Genomic DNA, 26,620 nt, shown 5'->3' on the forward strand with positions numbered 1-26,620 from the left:
AGAAAGATGACTCCTGTCGTTAACTATAGATTAGGGGCTAAACGACGGAGTGTGTACAGCCGGGGTTAAGCTAGGATCTCCCTACACTGGTATAAACTTGCCATGCTCTCAATTCAGGGCATTATGGAAGTGGGATTGAGGGAGAGAAACGGATGCGAACCAGAACAATCTTATGGCCTCTGCTGCTGGCTCCGGTTGTGGCTCAGGGAAGCGAATATGGCCCGCTGATGGTCAAGGCCCAGTCGCCGCTACAGGCCCAGGCTTACACCCCCATGCTGCGCAGTGGTCAGGTGATGGAAACCGGCACGGTGGAGTGGCATCTCACCGGCGCCATCGCCAGTGTCTGGGCGGTTACCCCAGATTATGAGATGGACTACTACCACAATGAGGTCAACCTGGGGGCCCGTTTCGCCCCCTGGGAGCGCTGGGAGTTTGAGCTCAACTACCAGTATCGTTTTGCCGCCGACAATGGGTTGGACACCATCACCGAGAAGTTTCACGACTTCTTTGGCCTGGGGCAGAACGGCCGCGACCAGGTGCCCAAGCACCGCTTCTACATCTCCGCCCCCCAATATGGGGTGCTTTATGAGGACTTTCAGGGCGAAACCCTGAGTAACGCCCTGTCCGGTTATGCCGGTTACCAACTCTATCAACAGGGGCCCCACGCGGTGTCTGCCGGACTGGGCCTCTCCTACAACTATGTGGGCAGCGGTCCGTTCGAGATCAGCTCCTTCGAGCAGATTGCCCAGCTCAACTACAGCTACCAGCCCAATTCACCTCACCATTTCCATTTTACCGTCGGCACGGCCCACAGCGACGATCAGGAGGTGTCCGGGGGACTGAAGATGAGTGACTGGTCGTGGATGGCCGGTGGCAGCTATCAGTACCGCCTCGGTGAGCGTCATCGGTTGTTGCTGGAGTATCACGTCTACAGCGGTGAGACCAAGGATGTGGATGAACTGGATGAGATCTCCCATGAGTTTCTGCTGGGGTACCGCTACCACTTGAAACGGGGGGCCATCGAGCTGACCATGATTGAGAACGTGTTCAATATGGACAACAGCACCGACATCGCCTTTGCCCTGGGCTATCGCCACAGGATGTAGTGCAGTCCGACAACAAAAAGGGCGCCCCGGGGCGCCCTTTTTCGTTGGAGGAGGTTACTCCTCGCCAAACAGCGGGTAGGGGCGTGGCTCGATGGCCAGTTCCACCTCGCCGATGCGCAGCCTGGCGTCGGCCTCCACATCCTTGGCCATCACCGCCGTGGCCCAGAGTTCCCCCTCAACCAGCTGGCTGCTCAGCAGGGTGCCGCCACGGCGCCAGTTTTCACCCAGGGCCAGCTCCAGATCCCCCTCGGGCAGGGCCGAGGCGCTGCCCTTGAGGACGAAGGTGGCGCGCTTATTGCCACCACGGAAGTGCATCCGGGCCACGGTCTCCTGGCCGATGTAGCAGCCCTTGTCGTACTGAATGCCGCCGACGGCGTCCAGATTCAGCATCTGTGGCACCAGTTCGCCACTTTGACTGGCGGGCAGCATGGGCCAGGCCTGGGCGATCTCATGGCGCAGCCACTGTGCTTCGCTGCCACTCTCCAGGGCGCTCAGGCCGCCGGGTACCTCTCCCAGGAGGATGGCACTGGCGTCGTCCAGCAGCAGGCTGGCGCTCTCCAGGTGGCGCAGGTTGCCGTCACCGGCAAACAGCTCTGCGGCCAGCTGACAGGCATCGTCGCCCAACAGCCCGTGAACCGGCAGCTCGTCGCTGGCGTCGGTGATGGTCACCTTGTTGAACACGGCGTACTTCTGAAGCTGAGGCATATCCAGGGAGATCAGCTCTTTGGGCATCAGCATCAGGATGTCGCCGCCCTGCTTGAGCACCCGGAAACTGGCCAGCAGCTTGCCCTTGGGGTCACAGTGACCGCCCCAACTCCACTGGTTCTCCTCCAGGGTCATCAGGTTGATGGTGAGTTGCCCCTGCAGGAAGGTCAGGGTGTCGTCGCCGCTGATGCGGACAAGACCCAGGTGGGTCAGGGGGATGAGCTGCGCCATGGCAAATCCTAAAAATATGGTCGATGGAAGCCCATCAGTGTAAGCCATGGCGAAGTGGAAAAAAACTGGCCTAAGTCCCCATTTTGAAAGGGGCCATTCACCAGATGGTGAATGGCCCCAACGGAGTCAGACCTGGCGACAGGGCGCCGGCAGGGATCAGTGCAGAATACGGGCGCGGATGGTGCCTTCGATGGCGCTGAGCTGGGCCAGGGCGTCGTCGGCGTATTGAGTTTCCACGTCCATCACCACATAGCCCAGGTCGCCCTTGGTTTGCAGGAACTGGGCAACGATGTTGATCTCCTTGGCGGCAAACGCCTGGTTGATCTGGTTGAGGATGCCGGGCACGTTGTGGTGGATGTGCAGCAGACGGCTGGCGCCGGTGTGCTCTGGCAGGGACACCTCGGGGAAGTTCACCGCCGACAGGGTGGAGCCGTTGTCGGAGTACTTCACCATTTTGGAGGCCACTTCGATGCCGATGTTCTCCTGAGCCTCCTGGGTGGAGCCCCCCACATGGGGCGTCAGGATGACGTTGTCGAACTCACGCAGCGGGGTGACAAACTCCTCGTCATTGGATTTGGGCTCCACCGGGAACACGTCGACGGCGGCGCCGCGAATGCGACCACTGGAGAGGGCGGCGGACAGGGCGTTGATGTCCACCACAGTGCCACGGGAGGCGTTGATCAGTATGCTGCCCTGACGTATGTGGGCCAGGGTATCGGCGTTGATCATATCCTTGGTGGCCGGGGTTTCCGGTACGTGCAGGCTGACGATGTCCGCCTGGGCCAGAAGCTGGGGCAGGGAGGCCATTTGACGGGCATTGCCCAGGGGCAGCTTGTTCTCGATGTCATAGAACATCACCTGCATCCCCAGGCTCTCCGCTAACACGCCCAGCTGGGTGCCGATGTGGCCATAGCCGATGATCCCCAGCACCTTGCCACGGGCCTCGAAGCTGCCGCTGGCACTCTTCTGCCAGACGCCGCGGTGGGCCAGAGCGTTCTTCTCGGGAATGCCACGCAGCAGCAGCAGGATCTCACCCAGCACCAGTTCAGCCACGGATCGGGTGTTGGAGAAGGGGGCGTTGAATACCGGCACACCCTTCTTGGCGGCGGCCTTGAGGTCTACCTGGTTGGTGCCGATGCAGAAGCAGCCGATGCCCACCAGTTTGCTCGCGGCTTCAATCACTCTCTCGGTCAGCTGGGTGCGGGAGCGGATGCCGATGAAGTGCACATCCTTGATACGCTCGATCAACTCCTCTTCGGAGAGGGACGTCTTCAGGGCCTCGATGTTGTCATAACCGGCCAGTTTGAAGCTTTCGATGGAGCGCGGGTGCAGTCCCTCCAGCAGCAGAACCTTGATTTTGTCTTTTTCGAGAGAGTATTGGGTCATGGTACAGATTCCATACAGCGCGAGTGGGAATAGCCCAGCTTACCCTAATTCCTTTTTGTATGAATAGTGGAATTGATCGTTATACTTAGCCGCAATACAACCATAGGAATGATAGATAATAGCCATGTCACAAACCTTGCCCCGCCTGGCCTGGGCCGCTGTTTTTACCCTGGTATTGATCTGGTCTGCCATCGATCCCAAGGATGGCTTCACCTGGTTTCTGGAGGTGTTGCCTGCCCTGATCGGGGCGGTGATTCTGCTGGTCACCCTGAAGCGCTACCCACTGACGCCTCTGGCCTACCAGCTGGTGCTGGTGCACTGCGTCATCCTGATGGTGGGGGGCCACTACACTTACGCCGAGGTGCCGCTGTTCGATACCCTGGCCGAGTGGTTTGACTGGGAACGGAACAACTACGACAAGGTGGGCCATCTGGCCCAGGGATTCATCCCCGCCATACTGGCCCGGGAGATATTCCTGCGGAATCAGGTGGTGCGCCCCGGAGGCTGGGTGTTCTTCCTGTCGGTCTGCTTCTGCCTGGCTTTTTCCGCCTTCTATGAACTGATCGAGTGGTGGGTGGCACTGGGAACCGGTGAGGATGCTGAGGCCTTCCTGGGGACCCAGGGCTATGTCTGGGATACCCAGTCCGACATGATGTGGGCCATGATCGGCGCCATTGCGTCCCAGCTGTTGCTGGGACGGGTACACGACGGTCAGCTGAAGGCGCTCAGCTCTCAGGCGTGATGGCCGGGGGCGGCCAGGGCGTTCCAGAAGATGGTCATGGCCGCCTGGTGCTGTTCGGGGTCGGCGGCCTGGTCAGGGTGGTCGATGAAGTGACCGGCACTGGCCATAAACAGGCTGTGGCACACCTCCATCATCAGTTCATGGGGGTAGTTTGCCAGCTCTCCGCGGGCCTGCCCCACCTTGATCAGCTCCAGCACGAACCCCAGGGTTTCAAACTTGGCGGTACGCCGGGTCTCGGGCGTCAGCACCGGAGACTGGTAGTAGGCCAGCAGGAAGCGCAGTTTGTCCGGATGGCTCAGGGCCCACTCCATGGAGGCCTGCCACATCTTGCCCGCCATCTCCCGGGTGGGGATCTCCGAGGTCACCGGCGGCAGCCGCTCCGCCAGTTCGCCCTTGATGGCCAGATAGAGGGCTGACACCAGCTCCTGCTTGTTGGCGAAGTGATGAAACAGGGTGCCGGTGGCGACACCGGCTTCCTTGGCGATCTTGGCGGTGGCCGCCCCTTCAAGCCCCTGCTCGACGAAGAGCACCAGGGCGGTATCCAGAATCTGCTGACGTTTCGAGGCGCTCACCTCAACTCCTTATCTGAGGAAGAATTTGAAGATCAGTTTCTGCAGCCACTTGTCGTAGGGGGGATACACCAGTTTGCCTACGAAGAGGCGCCCCTGGCGCAGCACCGTCTTGGCATGAGAGAAGGTCTTGAACCCCTCGATGCCGTGATAGTGGCCCATGCCTGATGGTCCGACTCCACCGAAAGGGGCGTCGTCTGCGGCCACGTGGAACAGGGCGTTGTTGATGCACATGCCCCCGGCGTGGCTTTGGCTGATCACCTTCTGTTGCAGCACCTTATCATAACTGAGCAGGTAAAGGGCCAGGGGACGGGGGCGGCTGCGGACGTACTCCAGTGCCTCGTCGATGCTGTCGTAAGGGATGAGCGGCAGCAGCGGGCCGAAGATCTCCTCCTGGCGAACCGTCATCTCGTCTGTGGTGTCCAGCAGCAGGTGAGTGGTCAGGCGTTTTCGCTCGTCATTCCTGTGATGGCCGGGCACACAGGGCAGTACCTTGGCCCCCTTGTTTTCGGCCTCCTCCAGCCAGGCGATCAACCTCTGATACTGGCGCTCATTGACCACAGAGGTGTAGTCCTGGCTGTCGATCCCCTTGGGATAGAGTGACTGGAACTGACGCTGGTAGGCCTCGGCAAATCCCTGAAGCTTCTCCCTAGGCACCAGCACATAGTCCGGTGCCACGCAGATCTGACCGCCATTGAGCGTCTTGCCGAGGATCATCCGTTCGGCGGCAGTGTCCAGATCCATGTCCGGGCCCACTATGGTGGGGCTTTTGCCCCCCAGTTCCAGGGTGACCGGGGTCAGGTTGTCGGCGGCCGCGCGCATCACATGACGGCCTACTGTGGTGGAGCCGGTAAACAGCAGATGATCGAAGGGCAGGGCACTGAACTGGGCGGCGATCTCCGCCTCTCCCTCGATGCAGACCACCTGCTTCTCGTCAAAGGCGTCCGCCAGCATCTCAATCAGCGCCGCGTTGGCCTTGGGGGTGAACTCAGACAACTTGATCATCGCCCGGTTGCCCGCCGCCAGGGCGGTGATCAGCGGGCCGATGGAGAGCATCACCGGGAAGTTCCAGGGCACCACGATGCCCACCACACCCAGAGGCTGATAGTGCACCTCCACCTGGGCAGGAGCCAGCAACAGCCCGGCGTGGCGACGTTCTGGCTTTGTCCATTTTTTCAGGCGTTTAGTGGTGTAGCCAATGTTCATCACACAGGGGAGGATGTCAGAGATCAGGGTGTCCTGATGGCTGCGCCCCTGGTAGTCCTGGTCTAGGGCCTGGGCCAGGTTGTCACTGTGCTTCAACAGGGCCTGCTTGAGGCGGCTGAGGTCGTCGATGCGGTGCGCTACATCCCGGTAGGGCTCCTGGTGAAACGCCGCCTTCTGTTGCTCAAAGTGCAGCAGCATGGCCTGCTTTTCACTGTTCAATGGCTGCATGGGTTGCTCGGTCATGGGTCCTCCGGGACGAAAAAACTACCGACTGATTAGTCGGTCTGATCTTGGTCCAAAAAAAGAGCGCCGTCAAGGCGCCCTGTTGGAATAGTTTATAACCGGCTTAGCCCTCAGAAACCAACTTGTTGATCTCTTTGACGATATCTTCATCATCTGGCTTGGTGGTCGGGGCCCAGTAATCCACCAGCTTGCCGCTGCCGTCCACCAGATATTTGTAGAAATTCCACTTTGGGGAGCCCCCCTGGTCCGCCAGAGCCTTGAAGATGGGGTCGGCATCGCTGCCACGCACCGAGACCGGAGCCAGCATGGTGAAGCTGACCCCATAGTTGCGGTAGCACACCTCTGCGGTCTTGGCTTCCTCGTCCTCCTCCTGGAAGAAGTCGTCGGAGGGGAAGCCGATGATCACCAGCTTGTCGCCATAGGTTTTGTGTAACTGCTCCAGTTGCTTGAACTGGGGGGTGTAGCCACAGTTGCTGGCGGTATTGACGATCAGGGCGGGTCGACCGGCGGTCAGCTGGCACAGGTTGACCTGCTCCTTGTCATGCAGACGGCGCTTGTCCACATCCAGCCAGTCTGGGCAGGAGGCGGCGTAGAGGGAGGGGGTGGCCAACAGGGCCAGCAGGGCGATAACAGCTCGCATTGTCACTCCTTGGACTGAAAAAGGGGTATCCACTACCCCTTACGAGAATGGGCGGCGAGCCGATCACAGGATCGGCCCGACACAGAGGTGGTTACTTGATGGTCTTGACGCCTTGTTCGGTGCCCAGCAGCAGTACATCGGCACCGCGGTCGGCGAACAGGCCATTGGTCACTACACCGACGATGGCGTTCAGCTGGGTTTCCAGCTTCTTGGGCTCGGTGATCTTCATGTCGTATACGTCCAGGATGACGTTACCGTTATCGGTCACCACACCTTCACGGTAGACCGGGCTGCCACCCAGTTTGACGATTTCCCGGGCCACGTAGCTGCGGGCCATGGGGATCACTTCGACCGGCAGAGGGAAGTCACCCAGGATGTCCACTTGTTTGGAGCCGTCGGCGATGCAGATGAACTTGTCGGCCACGGCGGCCACGATCTTTTCGCGGGTCAGGGCAGCGCCACCGCCCTTGATCATCTCCATGGCAGGGTTGATTTCGTCGGCACCGTCTACATAGACGGACAGGTTGTCGACGCTGTTCAGGTCGAACACCGGGATGCCCAGGGCCTTCATCTTGGCGGTGGAGGCTTCGGAGCTGGATACGGCACCCTCAATGTTGTTTTTCTTGGTGGCCAGGGCATCGATAAAGTGGTTTACGGTGGAGCCGGTGCCCACGCCCACAATGCTGCCGTCTTCCACATATTCCAGCGCGGCCCAGCCGGCGGCTTTTTTCAGTTCGTCTTGTGTCATCGAAGGATCTCCTAAAAGTCTGTCGGGAATTATAGTTCCCTTGGCTCCTGGAGATAAACCGTTAGGTCACATTTGGGAGAGAGAAAAAGAGAAGTGGTATTTCAGTCAGTTTACTGCCGGAGCAGTAAGCCATGCTTACCCTTGGTGATGCCTTTTGCGCTGATCGCCATCGTTTTACAAGAGTGGCTATTTCTGGCTAGGGATGATGATTTAAGTGCACAATCAGATGGGGTTGGCGCCCTACGGGGCCGGACTGGCGACTTACACTTGGCGTCGTTTGGTTTTGACGTAGACCACTATGTCTGCAACCAAACTCCTTAATTGTCAGTCGTCATCCTCGACCAAAAAGCTATCAACAAGAAAAAACATGGCTTGGGGAGATAACGGCTCCGGCAAGGCGCCCGTTAACGGGCGCCGGTCATTATCAGGCTTCGACCAGACGGCCTTCCTGCTTGATGGCGATCTTGCGAGGCTTCATCGCTTCCGGGATCTCGCGGACCAGATCCACGTGCAGCAGACCGTTCTCCATCTGGGCGTCACTGACCCGAACATGGTCGGCCAGCTTGAAGCGGCGCTTGAAGTTGCGCTCGGCAATGCCCTGGTGCAGGTAGTGGCGCTCTACATCGCCCTTGGCCTTGGTGCCCTCGATGCGCAGGGTGTCTCCCTCGACTTCGATATCCAGCTCGTTGTCACCGAAGCCGGCCACGGCCATGGTGATGCGGTAGTGGTTCTCTTCCACCAGCTCGATGTTGTACGGAGGGTAGCCGTTGTGATTCTCGGCGCGCTGGGCTTCATCCATCAGTTTGGCGAAACGCTCGAAGCCGATGGCGGATTTGTACAGGGGGGCAAAATCAAAACTACGCATAACAGTGTCCTCTTTTGAGCAACAAATTCAGTGTGTAAGGTTGTCGTCCGGGCCTCCATTGAGCACCCATGCTTCGACACTGTTAGAGATGGAGTCGCCGGAGGGCTTTTCAACCCTCCCACAAAATTTTTTTACACAGTCGCGGTTTCCAGAGTTGGCGCCAGGCGAGTTATTGCTCCTATAAGTTGCTGTTTATCATATGGTTTGGGCACGTAGTAATCCATGCCTGCGTCGTAACAGGCCTGAACGTCGTCGTCCAGCACACTGGCGGTCAGGGCGATGATGGGGGTGCGACGCCGCTGCTGTCGCTCCTCCAACTGGCGAATCTGCCGACTGGCTTCGAAGCCGTCCATCACCGGCATCATGCAGTCCATCAGAATCAGATCGTATTCGCTGGCGACCACCATCTCGGTGGCCTCCTGGCCATTGTTGGCAATCTCAACGTGGAATCCCGCCTTGGAGAGGATGATCTGGGCGACGCGCTGGTTGGTCTTGTTGTCCTCCACCAGCAACAGCCGGGCTCGATAGTGCTCTGAAGGAGTGGTACTGGCGGACTGCAGGGGGTTGGCGGCCGCAGGCTCAGTGGCCATCAGTTTCTCCAGGTTTCTCTGTAGCCGCTCACCGCGAATCGGGGCCAGCATCACCTGAACCGGTGTGGTGATCTCATCCAAAGTCAGACTGTTGGACAGGTCGTTGAGCAGCATAAGTGGCAGGGGGTGGCTCTGCTGCAGGGTCACCAGGGTGCGCTCCCCATCAGGCAGGCTGGAGTAGCGTGCGATAAGCAGGTCGAAACGGCTCTCTCCCTGGAGCATGGGAAGCAGCTCGCTGACCTGGGTGACGTAGCTGACCTCCATCCCCAGGGCCACCAGCTCCTGACAGTAGCGCTGGGCGGAGTCGTAATAGCCGTCCAGCAGCAACACTTTCAGGCCTTCCAGTTTGTTGGAGTGAATTCTGGGGGTGGGCACCTCCTCCAGAGGCAGTTCCAGCAGGAAGGTGCTGCCCTCTCCTTTGAGGCTGCTGACCCGTATCTGTCCTCCCATCAAGTGGGCCAGCTGGCGGCAGATGCTCAGGCCCAGACCGGTGCCGCCAAACTTGCGGGTGGTGGACCCGTCCTCCTGCTTGAAGGGGTGGAAGATCTCTTCCTGCTTGTCCTGGTCGATGCCGATGCCGGTATCCTTGACCCGGATGCAGAGGATGGGGGCCTGCTCCTTCCGCTGCAGTACCCGGCAGCCCAGCAGTACCTCTCCGTCGGCGGTGAATTTCACCGCGTTGGAGAGCAGGTTCAGCAGTATCTGACGCAGGCGATGGCTGTCTGTCATCACCTGTTCCGGCAACTCAGGGGGGTAGTCCACATCGAATCGGATCCCCTTCTCCATCGCCTTGGGGGCCACCACGCTGGCCACCTCGTAGAACAGCTCCTTGAGCTTGGTTTTGATGGGGGAGATCACCAGGTTGCCTGCCTCGATCTTGGACAGGTCCAGCACGTCGTTGATGATCGACTGCAAAGCCCTGGAGGAGCTTTGGATGGTGTGCAGATACTCCAGTTGCTCACCGCTGAGTTGGGTGCTGCTGAGGATGTCGGTCATGCCGAGGATGCCATTGAGGGGCGTACGGATCTCATGGCTCATGTTGGCCAGAAAGATGCTTTTGGCATGATTGGCTTTTTCCGCCTCCTCCTTGGCACTGACCAGGCTGGCCTCGAATCCCGCCCGCTCCTGAACCAGCCGATTGAGGGTTTGACCGAGCCGGCTGAGTTCATCCTTTCCCGGCAGTTCGATGCGCAGGCTGTAATCCCGGGTCTCCTCCACCTGTTTCATGGTGTCACCAATGGCGGCAATTCCATGGCGAAGGTGGCGGGCCAGTCGCAGGGCCAGGGCGGCCATCATCCCCAGCATCAGCAGCAGTATGGCCAGGTTGGTGAAGAAGTGAGTCTGCTGGCTGTGGTAAGCCTGGCTGGCGGACTGGGCGATGTCGTTGCGCACCGCCTGCAAAACCTGATCCAGCAGTTTCATCCTGGTGTCGGCGGCTTCGAGCCTCTCCGCGGTCAGGGTGTGACTCTCGCCATCGAGCAGGGACTGGCGCAACTCATTGCCTCGGGTGAAGGCATCGTTGGTGAAGGCGGAAAGCAGCAGATTGACCTGGGACTCGCTGGCATAGACGCTGACGTACTTATCCAGCACCGATTGTTGCAACAGAGCCAGCTCCTGCAGTCGTTGCCGGGCGGCGGCGCTGAGAGCGCCCGATTTGAGTGCCTCTTTGATCACCAGCAGCTCTTCCCGGGCGTACTCCAGCATGAACAGCAGCTGATTGTAGGCCAGTATCCCCTCGCGGACGGTTCGGCTCTCCACCTCTACCGGCAGCGACTCCACCATTCTCAGGCTGTTCTGTTGCCAGTCGTCTGCCAGAGAAAGCCACTCCCAACGAAGGTCCTTGTCCAGCTCGCTGTCCGGCAGTTCGCCGATGAGGTAGGAGAGCTCCTCCAGATGCAGCTCGAATCCGTCGGCATCGGCGACAAACAGCTGGCGGAACTCAGGGGCATCGAGGTGGGTGGCTGCCAGGCGGGCATTGGAGATCTGGGTGGCCAGGGTACCCAGGGTGGGCTCAATGACGGTGGAGCGGCGCAGCTTATCCACAGCAGCCATGGCCAGTTGCAGCTCAGAGATCAGTTGGTAGCGTTGCTCGATCTGTTGCAGATCCTGAAGCTCGCTGTACTGACCCATCATGTAGCGGCCAAAGATGATGGAGCAGAACAGCAGTGGTATGACCACCAGCAGTTGGATTCGGCTGCGCAGCGAAAGATGTTGGGCCATTGAGCTTCCCTTCTCAACCAGCAATAAAGTTGATCTGTTGTCAGAGCGTGTTGACGACACTGTTCCGTCGAGTGAGTCTGACGCCGGTCCACCGGATCAGAAATCGAACATCTTGATTGGTCACTATAATTCTAGGCCAAAATTTAACCGCCGAAGATAAACACGCCCTATACTGTTACTTGATAAAGCCTAGCAATGATTATGGATTTTGCTTATCAGGGATGACTTGAATGATGCATTCAGGGATGAAATGGGCTTATCGGTTACTGTTGCTGCCGTTGTTGCTGGTCATCTGGCCAGCGAGAGCGGAGTACGTGCTGATCACCCTCAACGACAATATGCCTGCCATCAGCGAGAGCAAGGCCAAGATGCTCTATCTGGGCAAGTTGCGCTCTCTCGACAGCTTCGGTCGGGTGGAGCTGCTGGATTTCCCTGAGGGGAGTTCCCAGAAGCAGGCGTTCTATCGCTCCTTCCTTAATAAATCGGTGCCCCAGATCAACAGTCGTTGGGCCAGGATTGCGTTTTCGGGCAAAGGGAAACCGCCGGAAAGCCTGTCCGAGGCCAGTGAAGAGGCGCTGCTCAGCTGGCTGGCTGAGCACCCCAGGGGCATAGCCTATGTACCTAAGAATCAGGTGCCCGTGGGGGCCCGGGTTATTCTCGACATCGAACAGGGAGTGGATCGATGAGAGCCGTCATTCTGATTATTGCTGTGCTGACCCCTTGGGGAGCCCAGGCCGCCGTTGAACTTTGGGATCAGTACCTGTCCCTGTCCGGATTTGCCTCAGTATCTGCCACCAAGAGCGACAATAGCGTGCCACTCTATTTCCATCGGGGCATAGAGGATGAATGGTGTTATGACTGTGATACCACTGTGGGTTTGCAGCTGGACTCCAGATTCAACGATCACTGGCGGGCCTCGGCTCAGGTGGTGAAGCGCCCTCGGGACAATTTTTCCAACCCTCAGTTTGAGTGGGGTTACCTCAGCTGGCAGGGAGAGCAGACTGAGATCCGCGCCGGTCGGCTCCGGATGCCACTGTTCCTGGCGTCTGACTACTACTATGTGGGCAACGCCTATCCCTGGGCCAGGCCACCGGTGGACCTGTATGACACCCTGTTGGGCATCACCGCCTTCAATGGTATCGATCTTATTTTTGAGATGAGCTTGAGCGATGAACTGGAGATGGCGGTGCACCCATACTACGGTGGGCACAATCACGAGACTGTCGATGTGGGCGTGGCTAAGCTGAGGGTGGAGACCGATGTACAGACCGGCCTTAATCTGAGGCTGAATACCCCGGAACTGCTGTTTAACTTCTCCTACCTGCACACCGAGTTCACCCTGGATGGGGTGGAAGACCGCATGGACATCTTCACCATTGGCGGTCGTTACGAGGGCGAGCTGTGGGAGTTCTGGGCTGAATTTGAGAAAGATAACATTCAGCACGGTGGCTACTTGGGGATTGTGATGAACCTGGACCTGTGGCGTCCCTACCTGATGGTGGCCCGAAACTGGGAAAGGTTGGAGTCGGTGAGTTATATCGGTGGTGTTCGCTATGATCTTCAGCCGAACCTGTCGGTGAATCTGGAAGTGCAGTTGGCGGATGCCCTGGGTGACACCGCAGGGCAGTTCATACTGCCTCCCAAGCTGGTGGGGGAATCGACTCAGGCCGAGCTGGTGACCCTGATGCTCAGCTACAACTTTTAAGTCTCAGCGGACGGTCAGCCAGCGTTTGGGGGTGACTACCGCATCCAGGGGGATGTCCCAGGGCTCACGGTCCAGGCGCTCCAGCCGCTGAATCTCGTGGGCGCAGCCCACCAGCAGCGGCCTGGGGCTCTCTCCCGCCAGGTAGCGATCATAGTATCCGGCGCCCATGCCCAGACGGTTGCCCTGCTCGTCGAAGCCCACCAGGGGCATCAGCATCAGCTCAATCTGCTCCCTGTGGAGTATCTCACTCTCTGTCCAGGCCGGTTCGGCGATGCCGTACCTGTTGTTCACCATGGCGGTGTCGGGGGCGAAGCGCTGGAACAGGATCTGTTTAGGGTCACTGGGATCCATCACCGGCAGGACCAGGGTCTTGTGCTGCTGCCACAGCAGGCGTATCAGCGGCATCAGATTGGGTTCGCCATCATTGGCCAGGTAGAGCGCTATGGTCTTGGCCTGGGCAATCTCGGATTGGTTAATGAGAGTGTGGGCCAATGCCTGAGAGGCCTGACGTTGCTGTTCGGGGGAGAGGGCGCGGCGCTGCTGGCGAAGGTGCTGACGAAGTGCCTGGCGATCCTGGGGCATGGTTACTCATCCTGATGGTTAATCAGGATTAAAGGTACCGGAGATGGCAGGAGAGAGAAAGAGTGCTCCCCACAGATGTCGCTGCAGGTGTAAGCCCGTGAACCGTAGGTTCAGGGCGGGAACACTGCCTTCGCCGTAGGCTTCTCGGTACTTGCCGAGCATGCGCAGTAGCGCCGGAGAGTGAACCCTTGGTTAGTAGCATCGGCCAGGGACATAACCCGCTGACGAGCACCACAGGGAGCTTGTAACTTTTCGGGACCGGGTCCCGGGACGGGGCGATTCTTTGTGACTCTGGGGTCGCAGGAACCGGTTTGCCGCCACTTTCGGCAGGTCACCTGAGTGACTTGCCACACCGGACTCCATGGAGTCACGGTGGAGAAGAGTGCTCCCCGCGGATGTCGCTGCGGGTGTAAGCCCGTGAACCGTAGGTTCAGGGCGGGAACACTGCCTGTGCCGTAGGCTTCTCGGTACCTGCCGAGCATGCGCAATAGCCCAAGGGAGTGAACCCTTTGTTGATAGCATCGGCCAGGGACATAACCCGCTGGCAAGCATCACAGGGAGCTCAGTAATTGTAGAGCGAAATACCGTTCGGTGCCTTGCTCTGTAATTCCAGACTACTGCGAGTCTGAGTCGGACTCAACCGATTTTGGCTGCGTCACTTCACGTTTGCGCAAAGCCTGTTCAATGGCGTTTTCAAGTGCCTGAATTTTCTTCGATCTCTCCTGCATTTCCCGTTGAGTACGGGTCTCCAGGTTCATCAATTCATGGGTCAGGTTGAGGGCGGCCATCACCGCCAGCTGATCGATGGAGAGCAGGGCGTTGCGTTGTTTGAGCTCAAGAAAACGCTGGTTCAGCTGGTGCGCGACCTGCTGCAGGGTGGCCTCCTCCCCGGGGGGGCAGGCGATGGTATAGACCCGTTCGAGAAGCGTAATTTCTATGGTGTTTGAGCTCATTCTGGGTTCCGCTGTTTTGGCCGGGTACGGACTATATGCCGGGAGGGCCGAATCTGCAAGGTGATGCCCCCTGTTATGCCTTATGGTTGGCCGGATCTCAATACGGCTGTAACACCTTGTATCAATGAATGAACAGCAGAAACTTCGGCCAGGATGACAGAGCAGGGAAGATATGGAGCACGACCTGTCGCCGTGATAGCATGAGCTCACTTCTACTGCGGGAATAGAACAGATGAAATGCAACTCACCTTTACTGCTCAATAAGCTGGACGCGGCGTTGAATAAAGCGGGTCTGACCATGCTGCCCAGCGAATTCCACGGCTTGATGACCGGCCTGGTCTGCGGCGGCATTCGCCTGGACAAGCGTGGCTGGCAGGAGAGCTTCCTGGCCCTGGCCAACGAGGGGCAGCCGTTCGGCGATGAGCTGGAGAAGGTGATGAAGGAGGTCTATCGCTGCATCGATAAGAGCCTGTCTGAAGATCCCGAGGTGCCTTTTCAGCCGCTGCTTCCCGACGAAGATGAAGCCCTGGCGGTGCGCCTGGAATCCCTGATTGAGTGGATTCAGAGCTTCTTCCTGGGCCTGGCCCGGCTGCAGCCCACCTTTAATACGGTCGGAGGCGAATTGGGCGAGATGATCGGTGACCTGCGTGAGATCACCAACGTCGAGTTCGACGTAGAAGACAACGAAGAGAATGAAGAGGGCTTCCGGGTGCTGGTGGAGCACGTGGTAGACACCTGCTGGAAGTGTTTGCTGGAGTTCGGCACTCTGCCCGGCGACAAAACCCTGCACTGAGAACAATAACCAAGGATTAGCGCCCAATGGAGATTAAGGATTTCAAGGCACAGCGTCAGCAACTGATGGCCAGCCTGCCCGAAGGCAGTGTGGCCCTGCTGTTTGCCGCCCGGGAATGCACCCGTTCCAACGATACCGAGTACCACTTCCGTCAGAACAGCGACTTTTTCTACCTGACCGGCTTCAATGAGCCCGACGCCCTGCTGGTGTTGCGTCCCGGTCAGACGCCGGAGTCGGTGATCTTTGTCCGGCCCACCGACAAGCTGGCGGAGATCTGGCACGGTCGCCGCCTGGGGGTGGATGCCGCCCCCGAGGCGCTGCAGCTGGATGCCGCATTCAGCGTGGAACAGATGGCAGAGCTGCTGCCGGACCTGGTCAATGGCGCCGATACCCTGGCCTGGCTGCCCGGCCAGGAGGGCTACAGCGACGAGGCGGTGTCCGCCCTGATGGCGACCCTGAGAGGCGGCTTCCGTCAAGGGCGTCGCGCCCCCACCCAGCAGCTGGACCTGCGTACCCAGCTGCATGAGATGCGTCTGCACAAGAGCGACGCCGAGGTGGCGGTGATGGCCCGCGCCGGTGAGATCAGCGCCAAGGCCCATGTGCGTGCCATGCAGGCCTGTCGTCCCGGCCTGTTTGAGTATCAGCTGGAGGCGGAGATCAACCATGAGTGCGCCATGCACGGCGCCCGCTTCATGGCCTACAACTCCATCGTCGGTGGCGGCGACAACGCTTGCATCCTCCACTACACCGAGAACGAATCTCAGCTCAAGGACGGAGACCTGGTACTGATCGACGCCGGCTGTGAGCTCGAAGGCTACGCCGCCGACATCACCCGCACCTTCCCGGTCAATGGCCGCTTCTCCGAGGAGCAGAAGGCGATCTACGCCCTGGTTCTGGAGGCGGAAAAAACCGCCATCGCCATGATCAAGCCCGGTGTCTCCATCAAGGAGGCCAACGACCAGGTGCTGAAGATCATGGTATCCGGCCTGGTTGAGCTGGGATTGCTCCAGGGTGAGGTGCAGGAACTGATTGAACAGGACGCCCACAAGGCGTTCTATATGCACGGCCTGGGCCACTGGATCGGCATCGACGTTCACGATGTGGGTGACTACCACACCGCCGAACGCACCCGTCCCCTGGAGCCCGGCATGGTGCTGACCATTGAGCCCGGGCTCTACATCGGTCCCGACGCCGAGGTGGATCCCAAGTGGCGCGGCATCGGCATCCGGGTGGAGGACGATGTGCTGGTCACCGAGGAGGGCCACCGGGTTCTGACCGGTGACGTGCCCAAGGAGATCGACGAGATTGAGGCCCTGATGGCCGGGTAACCCCATGGATCAGTTTGATATCGCCATCGTCGGCGGTGGCATGGCCGGTGCAACCCTGGCATTGGCCCTGGCAGGACAGCAGCAGGCTGGGCGGCGCTGGCGCATCGCCCTCATCGAGGCGCAGGTGCCCGACAGCGAGGCCCATCCCGGCTTCGACAGCCGGGCCATCGCCCTGGCCCATGGTTCGGTGGCCCGCTATCGACAGCTGGGATTGTGGAATGCCCTGGCACCCCATGCCGCACCCATTCACACCATCCACGTCAGCGATCGTGGCCACTGGGGCCAGGTGAAGATGACCGCCGCCGAGCAGGGGGTAGATGCCCTGGGACAGGTGGTGGAGCTGGAAAGGGTGGGCCCGGTGCTGCATCATGCCCTGGCACAGACCCAGGTGGTGCGCTTCTGTCCCGATGCCCTGGCAACCCTGGAGCAGCAGCCCGACGGCTGTCAACTGACCCTCGAGTCCGGCGCCCGGCTCAGTGCCAGACTGGTGGTGGCCGCCGACGGCGGCCCATCTCTGGTGAGGCAGCAGCTGAAGCTGCCGGTGAGTCGCAGCGACTATGGTCAGGTGGCGGTGATCACCAATGTGGAGCTGACCCGGGGCGGCGACATCGCCTATGAGCGCTTCACCGACGAGGGGCCCCTGGCCCTGCTGCCCATGACCGAGGGGCGCTACTCCCTGGTGTGGGTGCGCCATGAGGAGCAGGCCGAAGCGCTGATGGCCCTGGAGGATGAGCCCTTCCGTCAGGCGCTGCAGCGGGCCTTTGGCTATCGTCTTGGGGAAGTCACCCGGGTGGGCAAGCGCTTCAGCTACCCCCTGGTGCTGCAGCGCATCGAGCGCCCCATCCATCACCGGGTGGCCCTCATTGGCAACGCCGCCCAGACCCTGCACCCCATTGCCGGGCAGGGGTTCAACCTGGGGATGCGCGATGCCCTGACCCTGGCGGACCGGTTGGCGCTGGCCCTGGCGCAGGGCGAGGACCCCGGCAGCTTTGCCCTGCTGGACGATTATGCCCAGGGGCGCAAACCGGACGTGGACCGCACCGTGGGACTGACCAACAGCCTGGTCAAACTGTTTTCCAATAACAATTTCCTGCTTCAGGTTGGTCGCAACCTGGGGCTTATCGCCATGGACCTGTTCCCCTCTCTGGGGCAGGAGATGGTGTCCCACACCATGGGACAGGGATCCAAGAGAAGGAGCGAAAGGTGGTAACGGCACAATCGGTTCAGGTAGCCATCGTCGGCGGTGGCATGGTGGGGATGGCAACCGCCATCGGGCTGGCCAAGGCCGGCATCAGCGTCGCGGTCATCGACCGTGAAGAGCCCACCCCGGCCAGCGGCCCGGCGGACCTGAGGGTCAGCGCCATCAACCGCGCCAGTGAACTCTATCTGAGGCAGCTGGGCGCCTGGCCCCGCCTGCCCAAGGAGCGGGTCTCCCCCTACACCGGCATGCGGGTCTGGGACAAGGACAGCATCGGTGTCATCGAGTTTGATGCCAGGGATTACCATCAGCCGGATCTCGGCCACATCATCGAGAATCGCTCCATCGCCTACGCCCTGTGGCAACAGGCCCAGAGTGAGCCCAAGATTCGCTGTTTTGTCGGCGCGCCGCAATCGGTGGCGTTCGGCGAGCAGGAAGCCTGGCTGACCCTGGCAGACGGCGCCATGCTCAGTGCCCGGTTGTTGGTGGCCGCCGACGGCGCCAACTCCTGGCTGCGTCAGCAGCTGAATGTCCCCCTGACCTTCCGCGATTACGGTCACCATGGCCTGGTGGCCACGGTGCAGAGCAGCCGCCCCCATGAGCGGGTGGCCCGTCAGGTGTTCCTGCCTCAGGGGCCCCTGGCGCTGCTGCCCCTGCCGGACGCCAACCAGTGCTCCATCGTCTGGTCCCTGCCACCGGAGCAGGCCCAGACGCTGACCGAGTGTGATGCCGAGACCTTCTGCCGCAAGATCAGCCTGGCCAGCGAAGGGGCCCTGGGCAAGATTGAGGTGGTCAGCGATCGTATGGCGATCCCCCTGACCATGCGTTATGCCCGTGACTTTGTCCTGCCCAGGCTGGCCCTGGTGGGGGATGCCGCCCACACCATCCACCCGCTGGCGGGCCAGGGGGTGAACCTGGGGCTGGCGGACAGCGAGCAGCTGGTGAGTGTCCTCAAGGAGGCCGCAGACCGTGGCTGGGACCTGGGGGATCTCAAGGTGCTGCAGCGTTACGCCCGCCCGCGCAAGGCGGCGGCCCAGGAGATGATTGCGGCGATGAGCGGCTTCAAGTGGTTGTTCTCAGGACAAGATCCTGTGAAAAAGGGGGTGCGCGACATAGGTCTGGCCCTGGTCAACCGCATGCCCGGTTTAAAGCAGAAGTTTATCGCCCAGGCACTAGGCATTGCTGCCTCAAACCTAAGGTGATTTTGTATACAAACAGGCTGGGTTGGGTATAATGCGCCCAGCCCCTAAAATAGACCCTGATCACAAAAGGGCATAAAGCCAGACAAGGAACACAAATGGCGAATCAAACCGTACTCTACGCGAAGCACCTGGAGTCCAACGCCAAGATGGTGGATTTTCACGGCTGGGACATGCCGATCCACTACGGCTCCCAGGTTGAGGAACATCATCAGGTCCGCACCGACGCCGGCATGTTCGATGTGTCTCACATGACCGTGGTAGACATCACCGGTGCCCAGGCACAACCCTTCCTGCGCAAGCTTCTGGCCAACGACGTGGCCAAACTCACCCAGCCCGGCAAAGCCCTCTACGGCGGCATGCTCAACGAGCAGGGTGGCGTCATTGACGATCTGATTACCTACTACCTGAACGACAACCACTACCGCATGGTGGTGAACTCTGCCACCCGGGAGAAAGACCTGGAGTGGATCTGTGCCCAGGCCCAGGGATTCGAGGTGTCCGTCACCGAGCTGCCGGAATTGGCGATGATCGCCGTTCAGGGCCCCAAGGCGGTGGAGCGCACCGCCACCGTGCTGGATGACGCCCAGCAGGCGGCGGTTGCCGGCATGAAACCCTTCTTCGGCGTGCAGGCGGGCGAGTTGTTTATCGCCACCACGGGCTACACCGGCGAAGCCGGCTATGAGATTATGGTGCCCCAGGACCAGGCGGCGGACCTTTGGGATAAGCTGCTGGCAGCCGGGGTAAAACCAGCTGGCCTTGGCGCCCGTGATACTTTGCGTCTGGAAGCGGGCATGAACCTCTACGGCCAGGATATGGACGAGAGCGTCAACCCTCTGGCGGCCAACATGGGTTGGACCGTGGCCTGGGAGCCGGCGGATCGCGACTTCAACGGTCGCGAGGCCCTGGCCCGGATCAAGGCCGAGGGCACCGACAAGCTGGTAGGCCTGGTGATGACCGACAAGGGCGTGCTCCGTGGCGGTTTGAACGTCTTTTTCACCGATGCCGACGGCAAGGAACAGCAGGGGGTGATCACCTCCGGCAGCTTCTCGCCTACCCTGGGCTACTCCATCGCCATGGCGAGGGTACCCCGCAGCGTGGGCGAGGAGGTAGAAGTGGAGATGCGCAAGAAGCGGGTCACCGTCAAGGTAATCAAGCCCAGTTTCGTGCGTAATGGCAAACAAGCCTTTTAAGAGATTGATGGGGAAACAACAATGAGCAACATTCCATCCGAACTGAAGTACACCAGCTCCCACGAGTGGATCCGTCCCGAGGGTGACAACGAGTACACCATCGGCATCACCGAGCACGCCCAGGAGCTGCTGGGTGACATGGTGTTCGTGGACCTGCCTGACGTGGGCGACGAAGTAAACGCCGGCGACGACACCGCCGTGGCCGAGTCCGTTAAGGCGGCCTCCGATGTTTACTCCCCTCTGACCGGTGAGGTGGTGGCCATCAACGAGGAGCTGGAAGACAGCCCTGAGCTGGTCAACAGCGACCCCTTCGGTGACGGTTGGCTGTTCCGCGTGCGCATCAGCGACGAGGCCGAGCTGGCCAACCTGCTGGATGCGGAAGGCTACCAGGCCGTCATCGACGACGAGTAACATACCGACTGATTAAAGCCCCCGCAGAGGGGCTTTTGTCTTCTTATCTGAGCCGCCCTGTACCCTGGACGCGGCATCACAAGGATTATTGGATAATGAGCGAGCAGCAGTCTCTGTCCCAACTGTTTAACCGGGACGAGTTCCTTCCCCGTCATATTGGCCCCACCCTGGCTCAGCGTCAGCAGATGCTGGAGTTCGTCGGCGCGACCTCTCTGGAGGATCTCACCGGCCAGATCGTGCCGGAAGGGATTCGTCTTCAGAACCCACTGGGGATCGGCGACCCTCAGCGCGAAGTGGACGCCCTGGGAACACTGCGCGGCTTTGCCGAGCAAAACCAGGTGTTTACCTCCTACATTGGTATGGGTTACTACAACACCCATGTGCCCCATGTGATTCAGCGTAACGTGCTGGAAAATCCGGGCTGGTACACCGCCTACACCCCCTATCAGCCAGAGATCGCCCAGGGCCGCCTGGAAGCGATCCTCAATTTCCAGCAGCTGACCATGGACCTGACCGGCCTGGACCTGGCCTCTGCGTCCCTGCTGGACGAAGGTACCGCCGCCGCCGAGGCGATGGCCCTGGCCAAGCGGGTGTCCAAGAACAAGAAATCCAACCTGTTCTACATCGCCGACAACCTCTTCCCTCAGACCATCGACGTGGTGGTGACCCGGGCCAAGCACCTGAACATCGAGGTGCAGGTGGGCCCGGCCGAGGACGCGGCGGATCACGACATCTTCGGCGTGTTGCTGCAATACCCTGACCGCAGCGGTCAGGTGACCGATTTCTCCTCCATCGCCGAGGCGGTGAAGGCCAAGAAGGGCATTGTCTGTGTCGCCTCCGACCTGCTGGCCCTGGTGAAACTGACCGCCCCGGCCGAGCTGGGTGCCGACGTGGTGCTGGGCAGTGCCCAACGCTTCGGTGTGCCCATGGGCTATGGTGGTCCCCACGCCGCCTTCTTCGCCACCCGAGACGCCTACAAGCGCTCCATGCCAGGGCGCATCATCGGTGTGTCCAAGGACACCCGAGGTAAGCCCGCCCTGCGGATGGCGATGCAGACCCGTGAGCAGCACATCCGTCGTGAGAAGGCCAACTCCAACATCTGTACCGCTCAGGTGCTGCTGGCCAACATGGCCTCCTTCTACGCCGTCTACCATGGCCCAGAGGGCCTCAAGCGCATCGCCGAACGTACCCACCGCCTGACCACCATCCTGGCGGCGGCGCTCAAGGGTGCCGGCATCTCTCTGGTGAACGACAGCTGGTTTGACACCCTCACCCTCGAAGTGAGCGATGTGGACGCGGTGTTGGCCCGGGCCAAGGCCGCCCGGTTGAACTTGCGGGTGGATGGCGGCAACCGTCTGGGCGTCAGCCTGGATGAGACCACCACTGCCGAGGCGCTCAAGGCCCTGTTTGCGGTGATCGTCGACAAGGGCGAGCTGGACCTGGACGCCCTGGATGCGGCCAGCGCCAGCCCTCTGGCTGATGCGCTGGTGCGCAGCGACGCCATCCTCAAGCATGAGGTGTTCAACGCCTACCACAGCGAAACCGAGATGCTGCGCTACATCCGCCGCCTGGAAGGCAAGGATCTGGCCCTGAACCACTCGATGATCTCCCTGGGCTCCTGCACCATGAAGCTCAACGCCACCGCCGAGATGATGCCGGTGAGCTGGCCCGAGTTCGCCAACATGCACCCCTTCTGCCCCCAGGAGCAGGCCCAGGGGTATCGCAAGATGGTGGACACCCTGGCCGACTGGCTGGTGAAGGTGACCGGGTATGATGCCATGAGCATGCAGCCTAACTCCGGCGCTTCTGGGGAGTACGCCGGCCTGCTGGCGATCAAGGAGTATCAGGAGTCCATCGGTGAAGGTCATCGTGACATCTGCCTGATCCCAAGCTCCGCCCACGGCACCAACCCGGCTTCCGCCATGCTGGCCAGCCTCAAGGTGGTGGTGACCGCCTGTGACGCTAACGGCAACGTGGATCTGGATGACCTGCGCGCCAAGGCGGAGGAGCACGCCGACCGTCTGTGCTGCGGCATGATCACCTACCCCTCCACCCATGGGGTGTATGAGGAGACGGTGCGCGAGATCTGCGACATCATCCACCAGGCCGGTGGCCAGGTGTACATGGATGGCGCCAACATGAACGCCCAGGTTGGGGTGACCACTCCGGGCTCCATCGGCTCCGACGTGTCCCACCTGAACCTGCACAAGACCTTTGCCATCCCTCACGGTGGCGGCGGTCCCGGCATGGGCCCCATCGGCGTCAAGGCGCATCTGGCGCCCTTCGTCGCCGGCCACTCAGTGGTGAAAACTGGCGCCGAGTCCCAGCACAACGGAGCGGTGTCCAGTGCCCAGTACGGCTCTGCCAGCATCCTGTCCATCAGCTGGATGTACATTGCCATGCTTGGGGACCGCGGCCTGGCCGAGTCCACACAGGTGGCCATGCTCTCTGCCAACTACCTGGCCAAGAAGCTGGGTGAGCACTATCCGGTGCTCTACACCGGCCGCAACGACCGGGTGGCCCACGAGTGCATCATCGACCTGCGCCCCCTGAAGGAGGCCAGCGGCGTCACCGAGATGGACGTGGCCAAGCGCCTGATGGATTACGGCTTCCACGCCCCCACCATGAGCTTCCCGGTGGCGGGCACCCTGATGGTGGAGCCCACCGAGTCTGAGTCCCAGGTGGAGCTGGACCGCTTCGTCGAAGCCATGGTCAAGATCCGCAGGGAGATCGACAAGGTGCAGGCCGGTGAATGGCCGGCGGACAATAACCCGCTGCGCAACGCCCCTCACACCCAGGCGGACATCATGGACGAGGCCTTTGGTGAGCGCCCCTACAGCCGTGAGCTGGCGGCCTTCCCCACCCAGGCCACCCGTGAGGGCAAGTTCTGGCCCACGGTGAACCGCATCGACGACGTGTTCGGTGACCGCAACCTGTTCTGCGCCTGCGTGCCCATCGACGCCTACCAGGAGTAAGGGCTGCACACTGCAGACAAGACAAAAAGCGAGCCGGATGGCTCGCTTTTTTTGTGGGGGTTATTTTGCAGTGCGTATCTGCACCTGGGCATCGCTGCGCAGGTAGATGAGGGTGTCGCTGTTGGTGATCAGGCTGTGGCGGGACTCTCCCAATGCGCCGAAGTAACTGCCTGGGCTCAAACGGGTCTGGGCCTGGGTGTTTGCTGGGCGATAACCGGGCTGGCCCTGGATGATCACGGCTCTGAGCTCATCGCCCTCGGAGCGCAGCTCCCCCTGAAAGCCTGCGGGCAGTTTCAACAGGCTGCCCCTGAGTTGGCCCGGCTGGTTGGTTCCCCAGAGCAGGGCAATGCCGGCATCCTTGGCGGCAGTGCTGTTCCACTTCAGATCCGAGGCGCTCAGCCACACCAGGTTGGTGGCATCCACATTGACCGGCCGCTCGCCATTATCGAAGGCTTCACTGGCGGGTTTCACCAGGTAGGGGCCTTCGTCGATCTCTATGTAGGCCAGGGTGTTGTTGCCCTTGGCGGCGGTGATGTGCACCTCGCCTTTGGGCTGGGTCCAGAAGGAGCCACTGGGCATCCACATTCTGGCGGCATCGGGGTCGTCGTTATGGATAACACCACTGATCACCACGCCGCGATAGGAGACATTGTGGATATGGGGCGGTGATTGAAAACCGTCGGTGGGGCGCAGCAGGTAACCTGTGGCCTGGGAGCCGTTTCTGTCCCCCCACAGGGTGCCCGCCCCTGGGCTTTTGTCGCCGCGAGCGGGATTGAGGTGTTGCCACTCCACCTCGGACGCTGTCACCAGCTCATAGGTGGTGGCGTGGACTGGTGCTGCCAGGGTGGCAGTGGCCAGCGCCAGGGTGGAGAACAGGCTTATCTTGTGCATAGGTGAGGCTGACGAATTCGGGAACAATTCCGTCAGCTTAAGAGCCAGTTGCCCCGGCGATAAGCCTGCATCAGACAGAATCACTTTCAACAACCTCCGGGGTAATGGGGTCTTGTCATCAGGCATGGGTCCCGGCAGGGACATCTGTTCACAGAGACCACTCATCTTTGCTTCTGGTCAAAGGGTGAGCAGCCAAGAGCAACTAACCTAATCTTAGAGGAAAACAGGCTTATGGACTGAGCTGATGGGAAACTGGGTGGAGTTTGTCGCCGGGCTGGGGATCTTCCTCTATGCCATGCAGCGGCTGGAGAGCGCACTGGGCACCCTGGGGGAGCAGACCTTCCGCAGGGTGCTGCTCAGTGCTACCGATTCCACTGCAGGGTCTGTGGTCAGTGGCACCCTGGCCACCGCTGTGTTGCAGAGCAGTTCCATGGTGGGGCTGATGGTACTGGCGCTGGTGGGCAGTGGATTGCTGCCTCTGGCCAATGCCATCGGCATGATTGTCGGTGCCAATCTGGGGACCACAGTGACCGGCTGGCTGGTGACCCTGCTGGGGTTCAAGCTGTCGCTGACCACTATCGTGCTGCCGATGATGGGCGTGGGTGGTTTGGTCTACATCTGGGGCGAGGAGCGCAGCCGTCGCCGGGCCATCGGTTTGATACTCTTTGCCCTGGGCCTGCTGATCTTTGGTCTGGATACCATGAAGGGCAGTGTGGCCGACCTCAAGGGCAGTTTCCGCCCTCAGGATTACGCCCATCTTCACAGCATTGTCTTTGTCCTGGCCGGGGTGGCGTTCACCGCCGTCATTCAGTCCAGCTCCGCCTGCATGCTGATCACTCTCAATGCCCTGAGCGCCGGCCTGGTGGAGCTGCCGGCGGCGGCGGCGATCATCATCGGAGCGGACTTGGGCACCACCATCACCATAGTCATTGGTGGGCTCAGAGGCAGTGACAATAAGCGCCGGGTGGCCGCCGCCCATGTGCTGTTCAATCTGGCCACCGCCGTCATGGCTTACCTGCTGATCTTGCCTGTTATCCAACCTCTCTATGCCTGGCTGGGGCTCACCGATCCCCTCTATGGTCTGGTGGCCTTCCACAGCCTGTTTAATCTTTTGGGGGTGGCTCTGGTGTACCCCTTCGTCGGTTGGCTGGCCAGGTGGCTTGAGCGCCTGTTCCAAGCTCCGGCGCCCCAGATGGACAGATTGATGATGGACATTCCCCCTGACCAGGTCGCCATCGCTTCTCTGGCCATAGACAAGGCACTGAGAGAGTGCTGCCAGCTGGCCCTGAGGATCAACAACCGGGTTTTGAAACTGCCCATGCCCTCGGCTACCGAGTTGTCACCGGAGGCGGGGGCCCACACCACCTATGAGGAGGAGTATCAGGCGCTGACGGACAGGGCTGGCCAACTCAGTGCCTTTGTCCTGCAGGTGCTGGCCCATGCCGAGCCCAAGGAGAAGCCAGCATTGCTTACCGGTCTGAAGTTGCTGCGCCACATCGGTTACGCCACCAAGGCGGTGAAGGACATCAGGGAGGACCTGCATCAGGCCAAGGTGGCTGGCGACAGGTCCCTGATGCGGCTTAAGCGGGAACGTACCCTGCTGGAGCAGCCCAGGCTGGAACAGGTGGCGCTCTGGCTGGAGCCCAATGAGATGACGGCAGACAAAGAGGCTCTGCACCAGTTGCAGAGGCAGGCACTCCAGGACCATCTGGCGTTTATTGACCGCATCTACGGCTGGATTCGTGAGGAGGAGATCCAAGGCGAGACCTTCATCGTTCTCACCAATCTGAGCAAGCACCTGCAGGATATGCAGAAGCAGTGGGTGAGCTGCCTGGCGCTGCTGAATCACCCGTCAGAGCCAATGTAACTGATGTCATTACATTTGATTACATTGCGGGAATTCCGAATGCTGCATAATGTCTGGCCTTATCCACAAATGCACTCTTGCTGCAGCAGTGGATGGGAGAAGTCTGAGTCCTGAAGGTCTCAGGTTTCTGCAAATTCATCGATTTTGGTGCCTGATGGGCACCGATTGATGGATTTTCCAATCAGTTTTTGAAGACCGTTCCCGCCAATCCCGACAGCGTCCGGTGGGTCCGGTCATTTTTTTGTCTGCGCTTTGACCTTCCATCCTGTTCAGC

Annotated in this window: 23 protein-coding genes and 2 other RNA genes; 12 read left to right on the forward strand and 13 right to left on the reverse strand. The window is 60.4% G+C overall.

From position 1 onward, the window contains the following. Nucleotides 1–152 precede the first annotated feature (152 nt). Nucleotides 153–1,106 (forward strand): DUF3187 family protein, encoded by a 954-nt coding sequence (locus QUE41_RS02600; protein WP_286341401.1) that lies wholly within the window; start codon nucleotides 153–155, stop codon nucleotides 1,104–1,106. 54 nt (nucleotides 1,107–1,160) lie between these two features. Here the strand turns inward: QUE41_RS02600 and ygfZ are convergent, their stop codons facing one another. Then, the gene (gene ygfZ / locus QUE41_RS02605) at nucleotides 1,161–2,042 is read right to left on the reverse strand and encodes a CAF17-like 4Fe-4S cluster assembly/insertion protein YgfZ (RefSeq protein ID WP_286341402.1); all 882 of its coding nucleotides are present in this window, start codon (nucleotides 2,040–2,042) and stop codon (nucleotides 1,161–1,163) included. Between the two features lie 156 nt (nucleotides 2,043–2,198). Then, nucleotides 2,199–3,428, reverse strand: coding sequence for a phosphoglycerate dehydrogenase (gene serA / locus QUE41_RS02610; RefSeq protein ID WP_286341403.1), 1,230 nt, complete (start codon nucleotides 3,426–3,428; stop codon nucleotides 2,199–2,201). A gap of 124 nt (nucleotides 3,429–3,552) precedes the next feature. On the opposite strand from serA, the gene QUE41_RS02615 reads away from it, so the two are divergent. Beyond that, the gene (locus QUE41_RS02615; protein WP_286341404.1) at nucleotides 3,553–4,170 is read left to right on the forward strand and encodes a DUF2238 domain-containing protein; all 618 of its coding nucleotides are present in this window, start codon (nucleotides 3,553–3,555) and stop codon (nucleotides 4,168–4,170) included. On the opposite strand, the gene QUE41_RS02620 is transcribed toward QUE41_RS02615, so the two are convergent. The 6 genes from QUE41_RS02620 to QUE41_RS02645 form a co-directional block, all read right to left on the reverse strand. Then, entirely contained in the window at nucleotides 4,161–4,742 is a 582-nt protein-coding gene (locus tag QUE41_RS02620; RefSeq protein WP_286341405.1) for a TetR/AcrR family transcriptional regulator, read from the reverse strand. The two genes, QUE41_RS02615 and QUE41_RS02620, sit on opposite strands and share 10 nt — an antisense overlap. A gap of 9 nt (nucleotides 4,743–4,751) precedes the next feature. Continuing rightward, on the reverse strand, nucleotides 4,752–6,188 hold the full coding sequence (locus tag QUE41_RS02625; RefSeq protein WP_286341406.1) for a coniferyl aldehyde dehydrogenase: 1,437 nt from the start codon (nucleotides 6,186–6,188) through the stop codon (nucleotides 4,752–4,754). A gap of 103 nt (nucleotides 6,189–6,291) precedes the next feature. Then, nucleotides 6,292–6,828, reverse strand: coding sequence for a glutathione peroxidase (locus QUE41_RS02630; RefSeq protein ID WP_286341407.1), 537 nt, complete (start codon nucleotides 6,826–6,828; stop codon nucleotides 6,292–6,294). Nucleotides 6,829–6,919: 91 nt separating this feature from the next. Continuing rightward, a complete protein-coding gene (gene rpiA, locus QUE41_RS02635) occupies nucleotides 6,920–7,576 on the reverse strand; it encodes a ribose-5-phosphate isomerase RpiA (RefSeq protein WP_286341408.1) in 657 nt (218 codons plus the stop codon). A gap of 424 nt (nucleotides 7,577–8,000) precedes the next feature. Further along, entirely contained in the window at nucleotides 8,001–8,441 is a 441-nt protein-coding gene (locus tag QUE41_RS02640) for an Hsp20 family protein (RefSeq protein ID WP_286341409.1), read from the reverse strand. Nucleotides 8,442–8,572: 131 nt separating this feature from the next. After that, entirely contained in the window at nucleotides 8,573–11,251 is a 2,679-nt protein-coding gene (locus tag QUE41_RS02645; RefSeq protein ID WP_286341410.1) for a hybrid sensor histidine kinase/response regulator, read from the reverse strand. A gap of 230 nt (nucleotides 11,252–11,481) precedes the next feature. Between QUE41_RS02645 and QUE41_RS02650 the strand changes: the two genes are divergently transcribed. Next, on the forward strand, nucleotides 11,482–11,937 hold the full coding sequence (locus tag QUE41_RS02650; protein WP_286341411.1) for a hypothetical protein: 456 nt from the start codon (nucleotides 11,482–11,484) through the stop codon (nucleotides 11,935–11,937). Continuing rightward, the gene (locus QUE41_RS02655; protein WP_286341412.1) at nucleotides 11,934–12,956 is read left to right on the forward strand and encodes a hypothetical protein; all 1,023 of its coding nucleotides are present in this window, start codon (nucleotides 11,934–11,936) and stop codon (nucleotides 12,954–12,956) included. Before QUE41_RS02650 ends, QUE41_RS02655 begins: the two co-directional genes overlap by 4 nt. Nucleotides 12,957–12,959: 3 nt before the next feature. On the opposite strand, the gene QUE41_RS02660 is transcribed toward QUE41_RS02655, so the two are convergent. The 4 genes from QUE41_RS02660 to QUE41_RS02675 form a co-directional block, all read right to left on the reverse strand. Next, nucleotides 12,960–13,538, reverse strand: a complete 579-nt coding sequence (locus tag QUE41_RS02660) for a 5-formyltetrahydrofolate cyclo-ligase (RefSeq protein ID WP_286341413.1) — start codon at nucleotides 13,536–13,538, stop codon at nucleotides 12,960–12,962. 62 nt (nucleotides 13,539–13,600) lie between these two features. Further along, nucleotides 13,601–13,781: non-coding RNA, 6S RNA (gene ssrS / locus QUE41_RS02665), on the reverse strand. A 139-nt stretch (nucleotides 13,782–13,920) separates the two neighbouring features. Continuing rightward, nucleotides 13,921–14,101, reverse strand: a non-coding RNA gene (ssrS, locus tag QUE41_RS02670) — 6S RNA. A 51-nt stretch (nucleotides 14,102–14,152) separates the two neighbouring features. Next, complete coding sequence (locus QUE41_RS02675; protein WP_286341414.1) at nucleotides 14,153–14,491, reverse strand: cell division protein ZapA; 339 nt, start codon at nucleotides 14,489–14,491, stop codon at nucleotides 14,153–14,155. A 232-nt stretch (nucleotides 14,492–14,723) separates the two neighbouring features. Between QUE41_RS02675 and QUE41_RS02680 the strand changes: the two genes are divergently transcribed. The 7 genes from QUE41_RS02680 (at nucleotide 14,724) to gcvP (ending at nucleotide 23,588) form a co-directional block, all read left to right on the forward strand. Continuing rightward, on the forward strand, nucleotides 14,724–15,284 hold the full coding sequence (locus QUE41_RS02680; protein ID WP_286341415.1) for a UPF0149 family protein: 561 nt from the start codon (nucleotides 14,724–14,726) through the stop codon (nucleotides 15,282–15,284). A 26-nt stretch (nucleotides 15,285–15,310) separates the two neighbouring features. Continuing rightward, the gene (gene pepP / locus QUE41_RS02685) at nucleotides 15,311–16,612 is read left to right on the forward strand and encodes a Xaa-Pro aminopeptidase (protein ID WP_286341416.1); all 1,302 of its coding nucleotides are present in this window, start codon (nucleotides 15,311–15,313) and stop codon (nucleotides 16,610–16,612) included. Nucleotides 16,613–16,616: 4 nt separating this feature from the next. Continuing rightward, nucleotides 16,617–17,822 (forward strand): 2-octaprenyl-6-methoxyphenyl hydroxylase, encoded by a 1,206-nt coding sequence (ubiH, locus tag QUE41_RS02690; RefSeq protein WP_286341417.1) that lies wholly within the window; start codon nucleotides 16,617–16,619, stop codon nucleotides 17,820–17,822. Next, entirely contained in the window at nucleotides 17,816–19,012 is a 1,197-nt protein-coding gene (locus tag QUE41_RS02695) for an FAD-dependent oxidoreductase (protein WP_286341418.1), read from the forward strand. Before ubiH ends, QUE41_RS02695 begins: the two co-directional genes overlap by 7 nt. A gap of 95 nt (nucleotides 19,013–19,107) precedes the next feature. After that, nucleotides 19,108–20,202, forward strand: coding sequence for a glycine cleavage system aminomethyltransferase GcvT (gene gcvT / locus QUE41_RS02700; RefSeq protein ID WP_286341419.1), 1,095 nt, complete (start codon nucleotides 19,108–19,110; stop codon nucleotides 20,200–20,202). Between the two features lie 21 nt (nucleotides 20,203–20,223). After that, nucleotides 20,224–20,613, forward strand: a complete 390-nt coding sequence (gene gcvH / locus QUE41_RS02705) for a glycine cleavage system protein GcvH (protein ID WP_286341420.1) — start codon at nucleotides 20,224–20,226, stop codon at nucleotides 20,611–20,613. Between the two features lie 95 nt (nucleotides 20,614–20,708). Then, nucleotides 20,709–23,588, forward strand: coding sequence for an aminomethyl-transferring glycine dehydrogenase (gene gcvP / locus QUE41_RS02710; RefSeq protein ID WP_286341421.1), 2,880 nt, complete (start codon nucleotides 20,709–20,711; stop codon nucleotides 23,586–23,588). A gap of 60 nt (nucleotides 23,589–23,648) precedes the next feature. Here gcvP and QUE41_RS02715 read toward each other — a convergent pair whose 3' ends face one another. Continuing rightward, nucleotides 23,649–24,479 carry a DUF4437 domain-containing protein gene (locus tag QUE41_RS02715; protein ID WP_286341422.1) on the reverse strand — a complete coding sequence of 277 codons (831 nt, stop codon included), beginning with the start codon at nucleotides 24,477–24,479 and terminating at the stop codon, nucleotides 23,649–23,651. A gap of 244 nt (nucleotides 24,480–24,723) precedes the next feature. On the opposite strand from QUE41_RS02715, the gene QUE41_RS02720 reads away from it, so the two are divergent. Continuing rightward, the gene (locus tag QUE41_RS02720) at nucleotides 24,724–26,346 is read left to right on the forward strand and encodes a Na/Pi cotransporter family protein (RefSeq protein ID WP_286341423.1); all 1,623 of its coding nucleotides are present in this window, start codon (nucleotides 24,724–24,726) and stop codon (nucleotides 26,344–26,346) included. Nucleotides 26,347–26,620 lie beyond the last annotated feature (274 nt).

Origin of the sequence: Ferrimonas sp. YFM, from assembly GCF_030296015.1 — a bacterium.
Taxonomy (GTDB): domain Bacteria; phylum Pseudomonadota; class Gammaproteobacteria; order Enterobacterales; family Shewanellaceae; genus Ferrimonas.

Coding starts and splice junctions, on each gene's coding strand:
- QUE41_RS02680 (WP_286341415.1), top strand. CDS start 14,724: ATGAAATGCAACTCACCTTTACTGCTCAATAAGCTGGACGCGGCGTTG.
- QUE41_RS02615 (WP_286341404.1), top strand. CDS start 3,553: ATGTCACAAACCTTGCCCCGCCTGGCCTGGGCCGCTGTTTTTACCCTG.
- QUE41_RS02625 (WP_286341406.1), bottom strand. CDS start 6,188: ATGACCGAGCAACCCATGCAGCCATTGAACAGTGAAAAGCAGGCCATG.
- QUE41_RS02660 (WP_286341413.1), bottom strand. CDS start 13,538: ATGCCCCAGGATCGCCAGGCACTTCGTCAGCACCTTCGCCAGCAGCGC.
- QUE41_RS02720 (WP_286341423.1), top strand. CDS start 24,724: ATGGGAAACTGGGTGGAGTTTGTCGCCGGGCTGGGGATCTTCCTCTAT.
- ygfZ (WP_286341402.1), bottom strand. CDS start 2,042: ATGGCGCAGCTCATCCCCCTGACCCACCTGGGTCTTGTCCGCATCAGC.
- pepP (WP_286341416.1), top strand. CDS start 15,311: ATGGAGATTAAGGATTTCAAGGCACAGCGTCAGCAACTGATGGCCAGC.
- QUE41_RS02650 (WP_286341411.1), top strand. CDS start 11,482: ATGATGCATTCAGGGATGAAATGGGCTTATCGGTTACTGTTGCTGCCG.
- QUE41_RS02600 (WP_286341401.1), top strand. CDS start 153: ATGCGAACCAGAACAATCTTATGGCCTCTGCTGCTGGCTCCGGTTGTG.
- QUE41_RS02655 (WP_286341412.1), top strand. CDS start 11,934: ATGAGAGCCGTCATTCTGATTATTGCTGTGCTGACCCCTTGGGGAGCC.
- QUE41_RS02630 (WP_286341407.1), bottom strand. CDS start 6,828: ATGCGAGCTGTTATCGCCCTGCTGGCCCTGTTGGCCACCCCCTCCCTC.
- ubiH (WP_286341417.1), top strand. CDS start 16,617: ATGGATCAGTTTGATATCGCCATCGTCGGCGGTGGCATGGCCGGTGCA.
- serA (WP_286341403.1), bottom strand. CDS start 3,428: ATGACCCAATACTCTCTCGAAAAAGACAAAATCAAGGTTCTGCTGCTG.
- rpiA (WP_286341408.1), bottom strand. CDS start 7,576: ATGACACAAGACGAACTGAAAAAAGCCGCCGGCTGGGCCGCGCTGGAA.
- QUE41_RS02640 (WP_286341409.1), bottom strand. CDS start 8,441: ATGCGTAGTTTTGATTTTGCCCCCCTGTACAAATCCGCCATCGGCTTC.
- QUE41_RS02645 (WP_286341410.1), bottom strand. CDS start 11,251: ATGGCCCAACATCTTTCGCTGCGCAGCCGAATCCAACTGCTGGTGGTC.
- gcvP (WP_286341421.1), top strand. CDS start 20,709: ATGAGCGAGCAGCAGTCTCTGTCCCAACTGTTTAACCGGGACGAGTTC.
- QUE41_RS02675 (WP_286341414.1), bottom strand. CDS start 14,491: ATGAGCTCAAACACCATAGAAATTACGCTTCTCGAACGGGTCTATACC.
- gcvT (WP_286341419.1), top strand. CDS start 19,108: ATGGCGAATCAAACCGTACTCTACGCGAAGCACCTGGAGTCCAACGCC.
- gcvH (WP_286341420.1), top strand. CDS start 20,224: ATGAGCAACATTCCATCCGAACTGAAGTACACCAGCTCCCACGAGTGG.
- QUE41_RS02715 (WP_286341422.1), bottom strand. CDS start 24,479: ATGCACAAGATAAGCCTGTTCTCCACCCTGGCGCTGGCCACTGCCACC.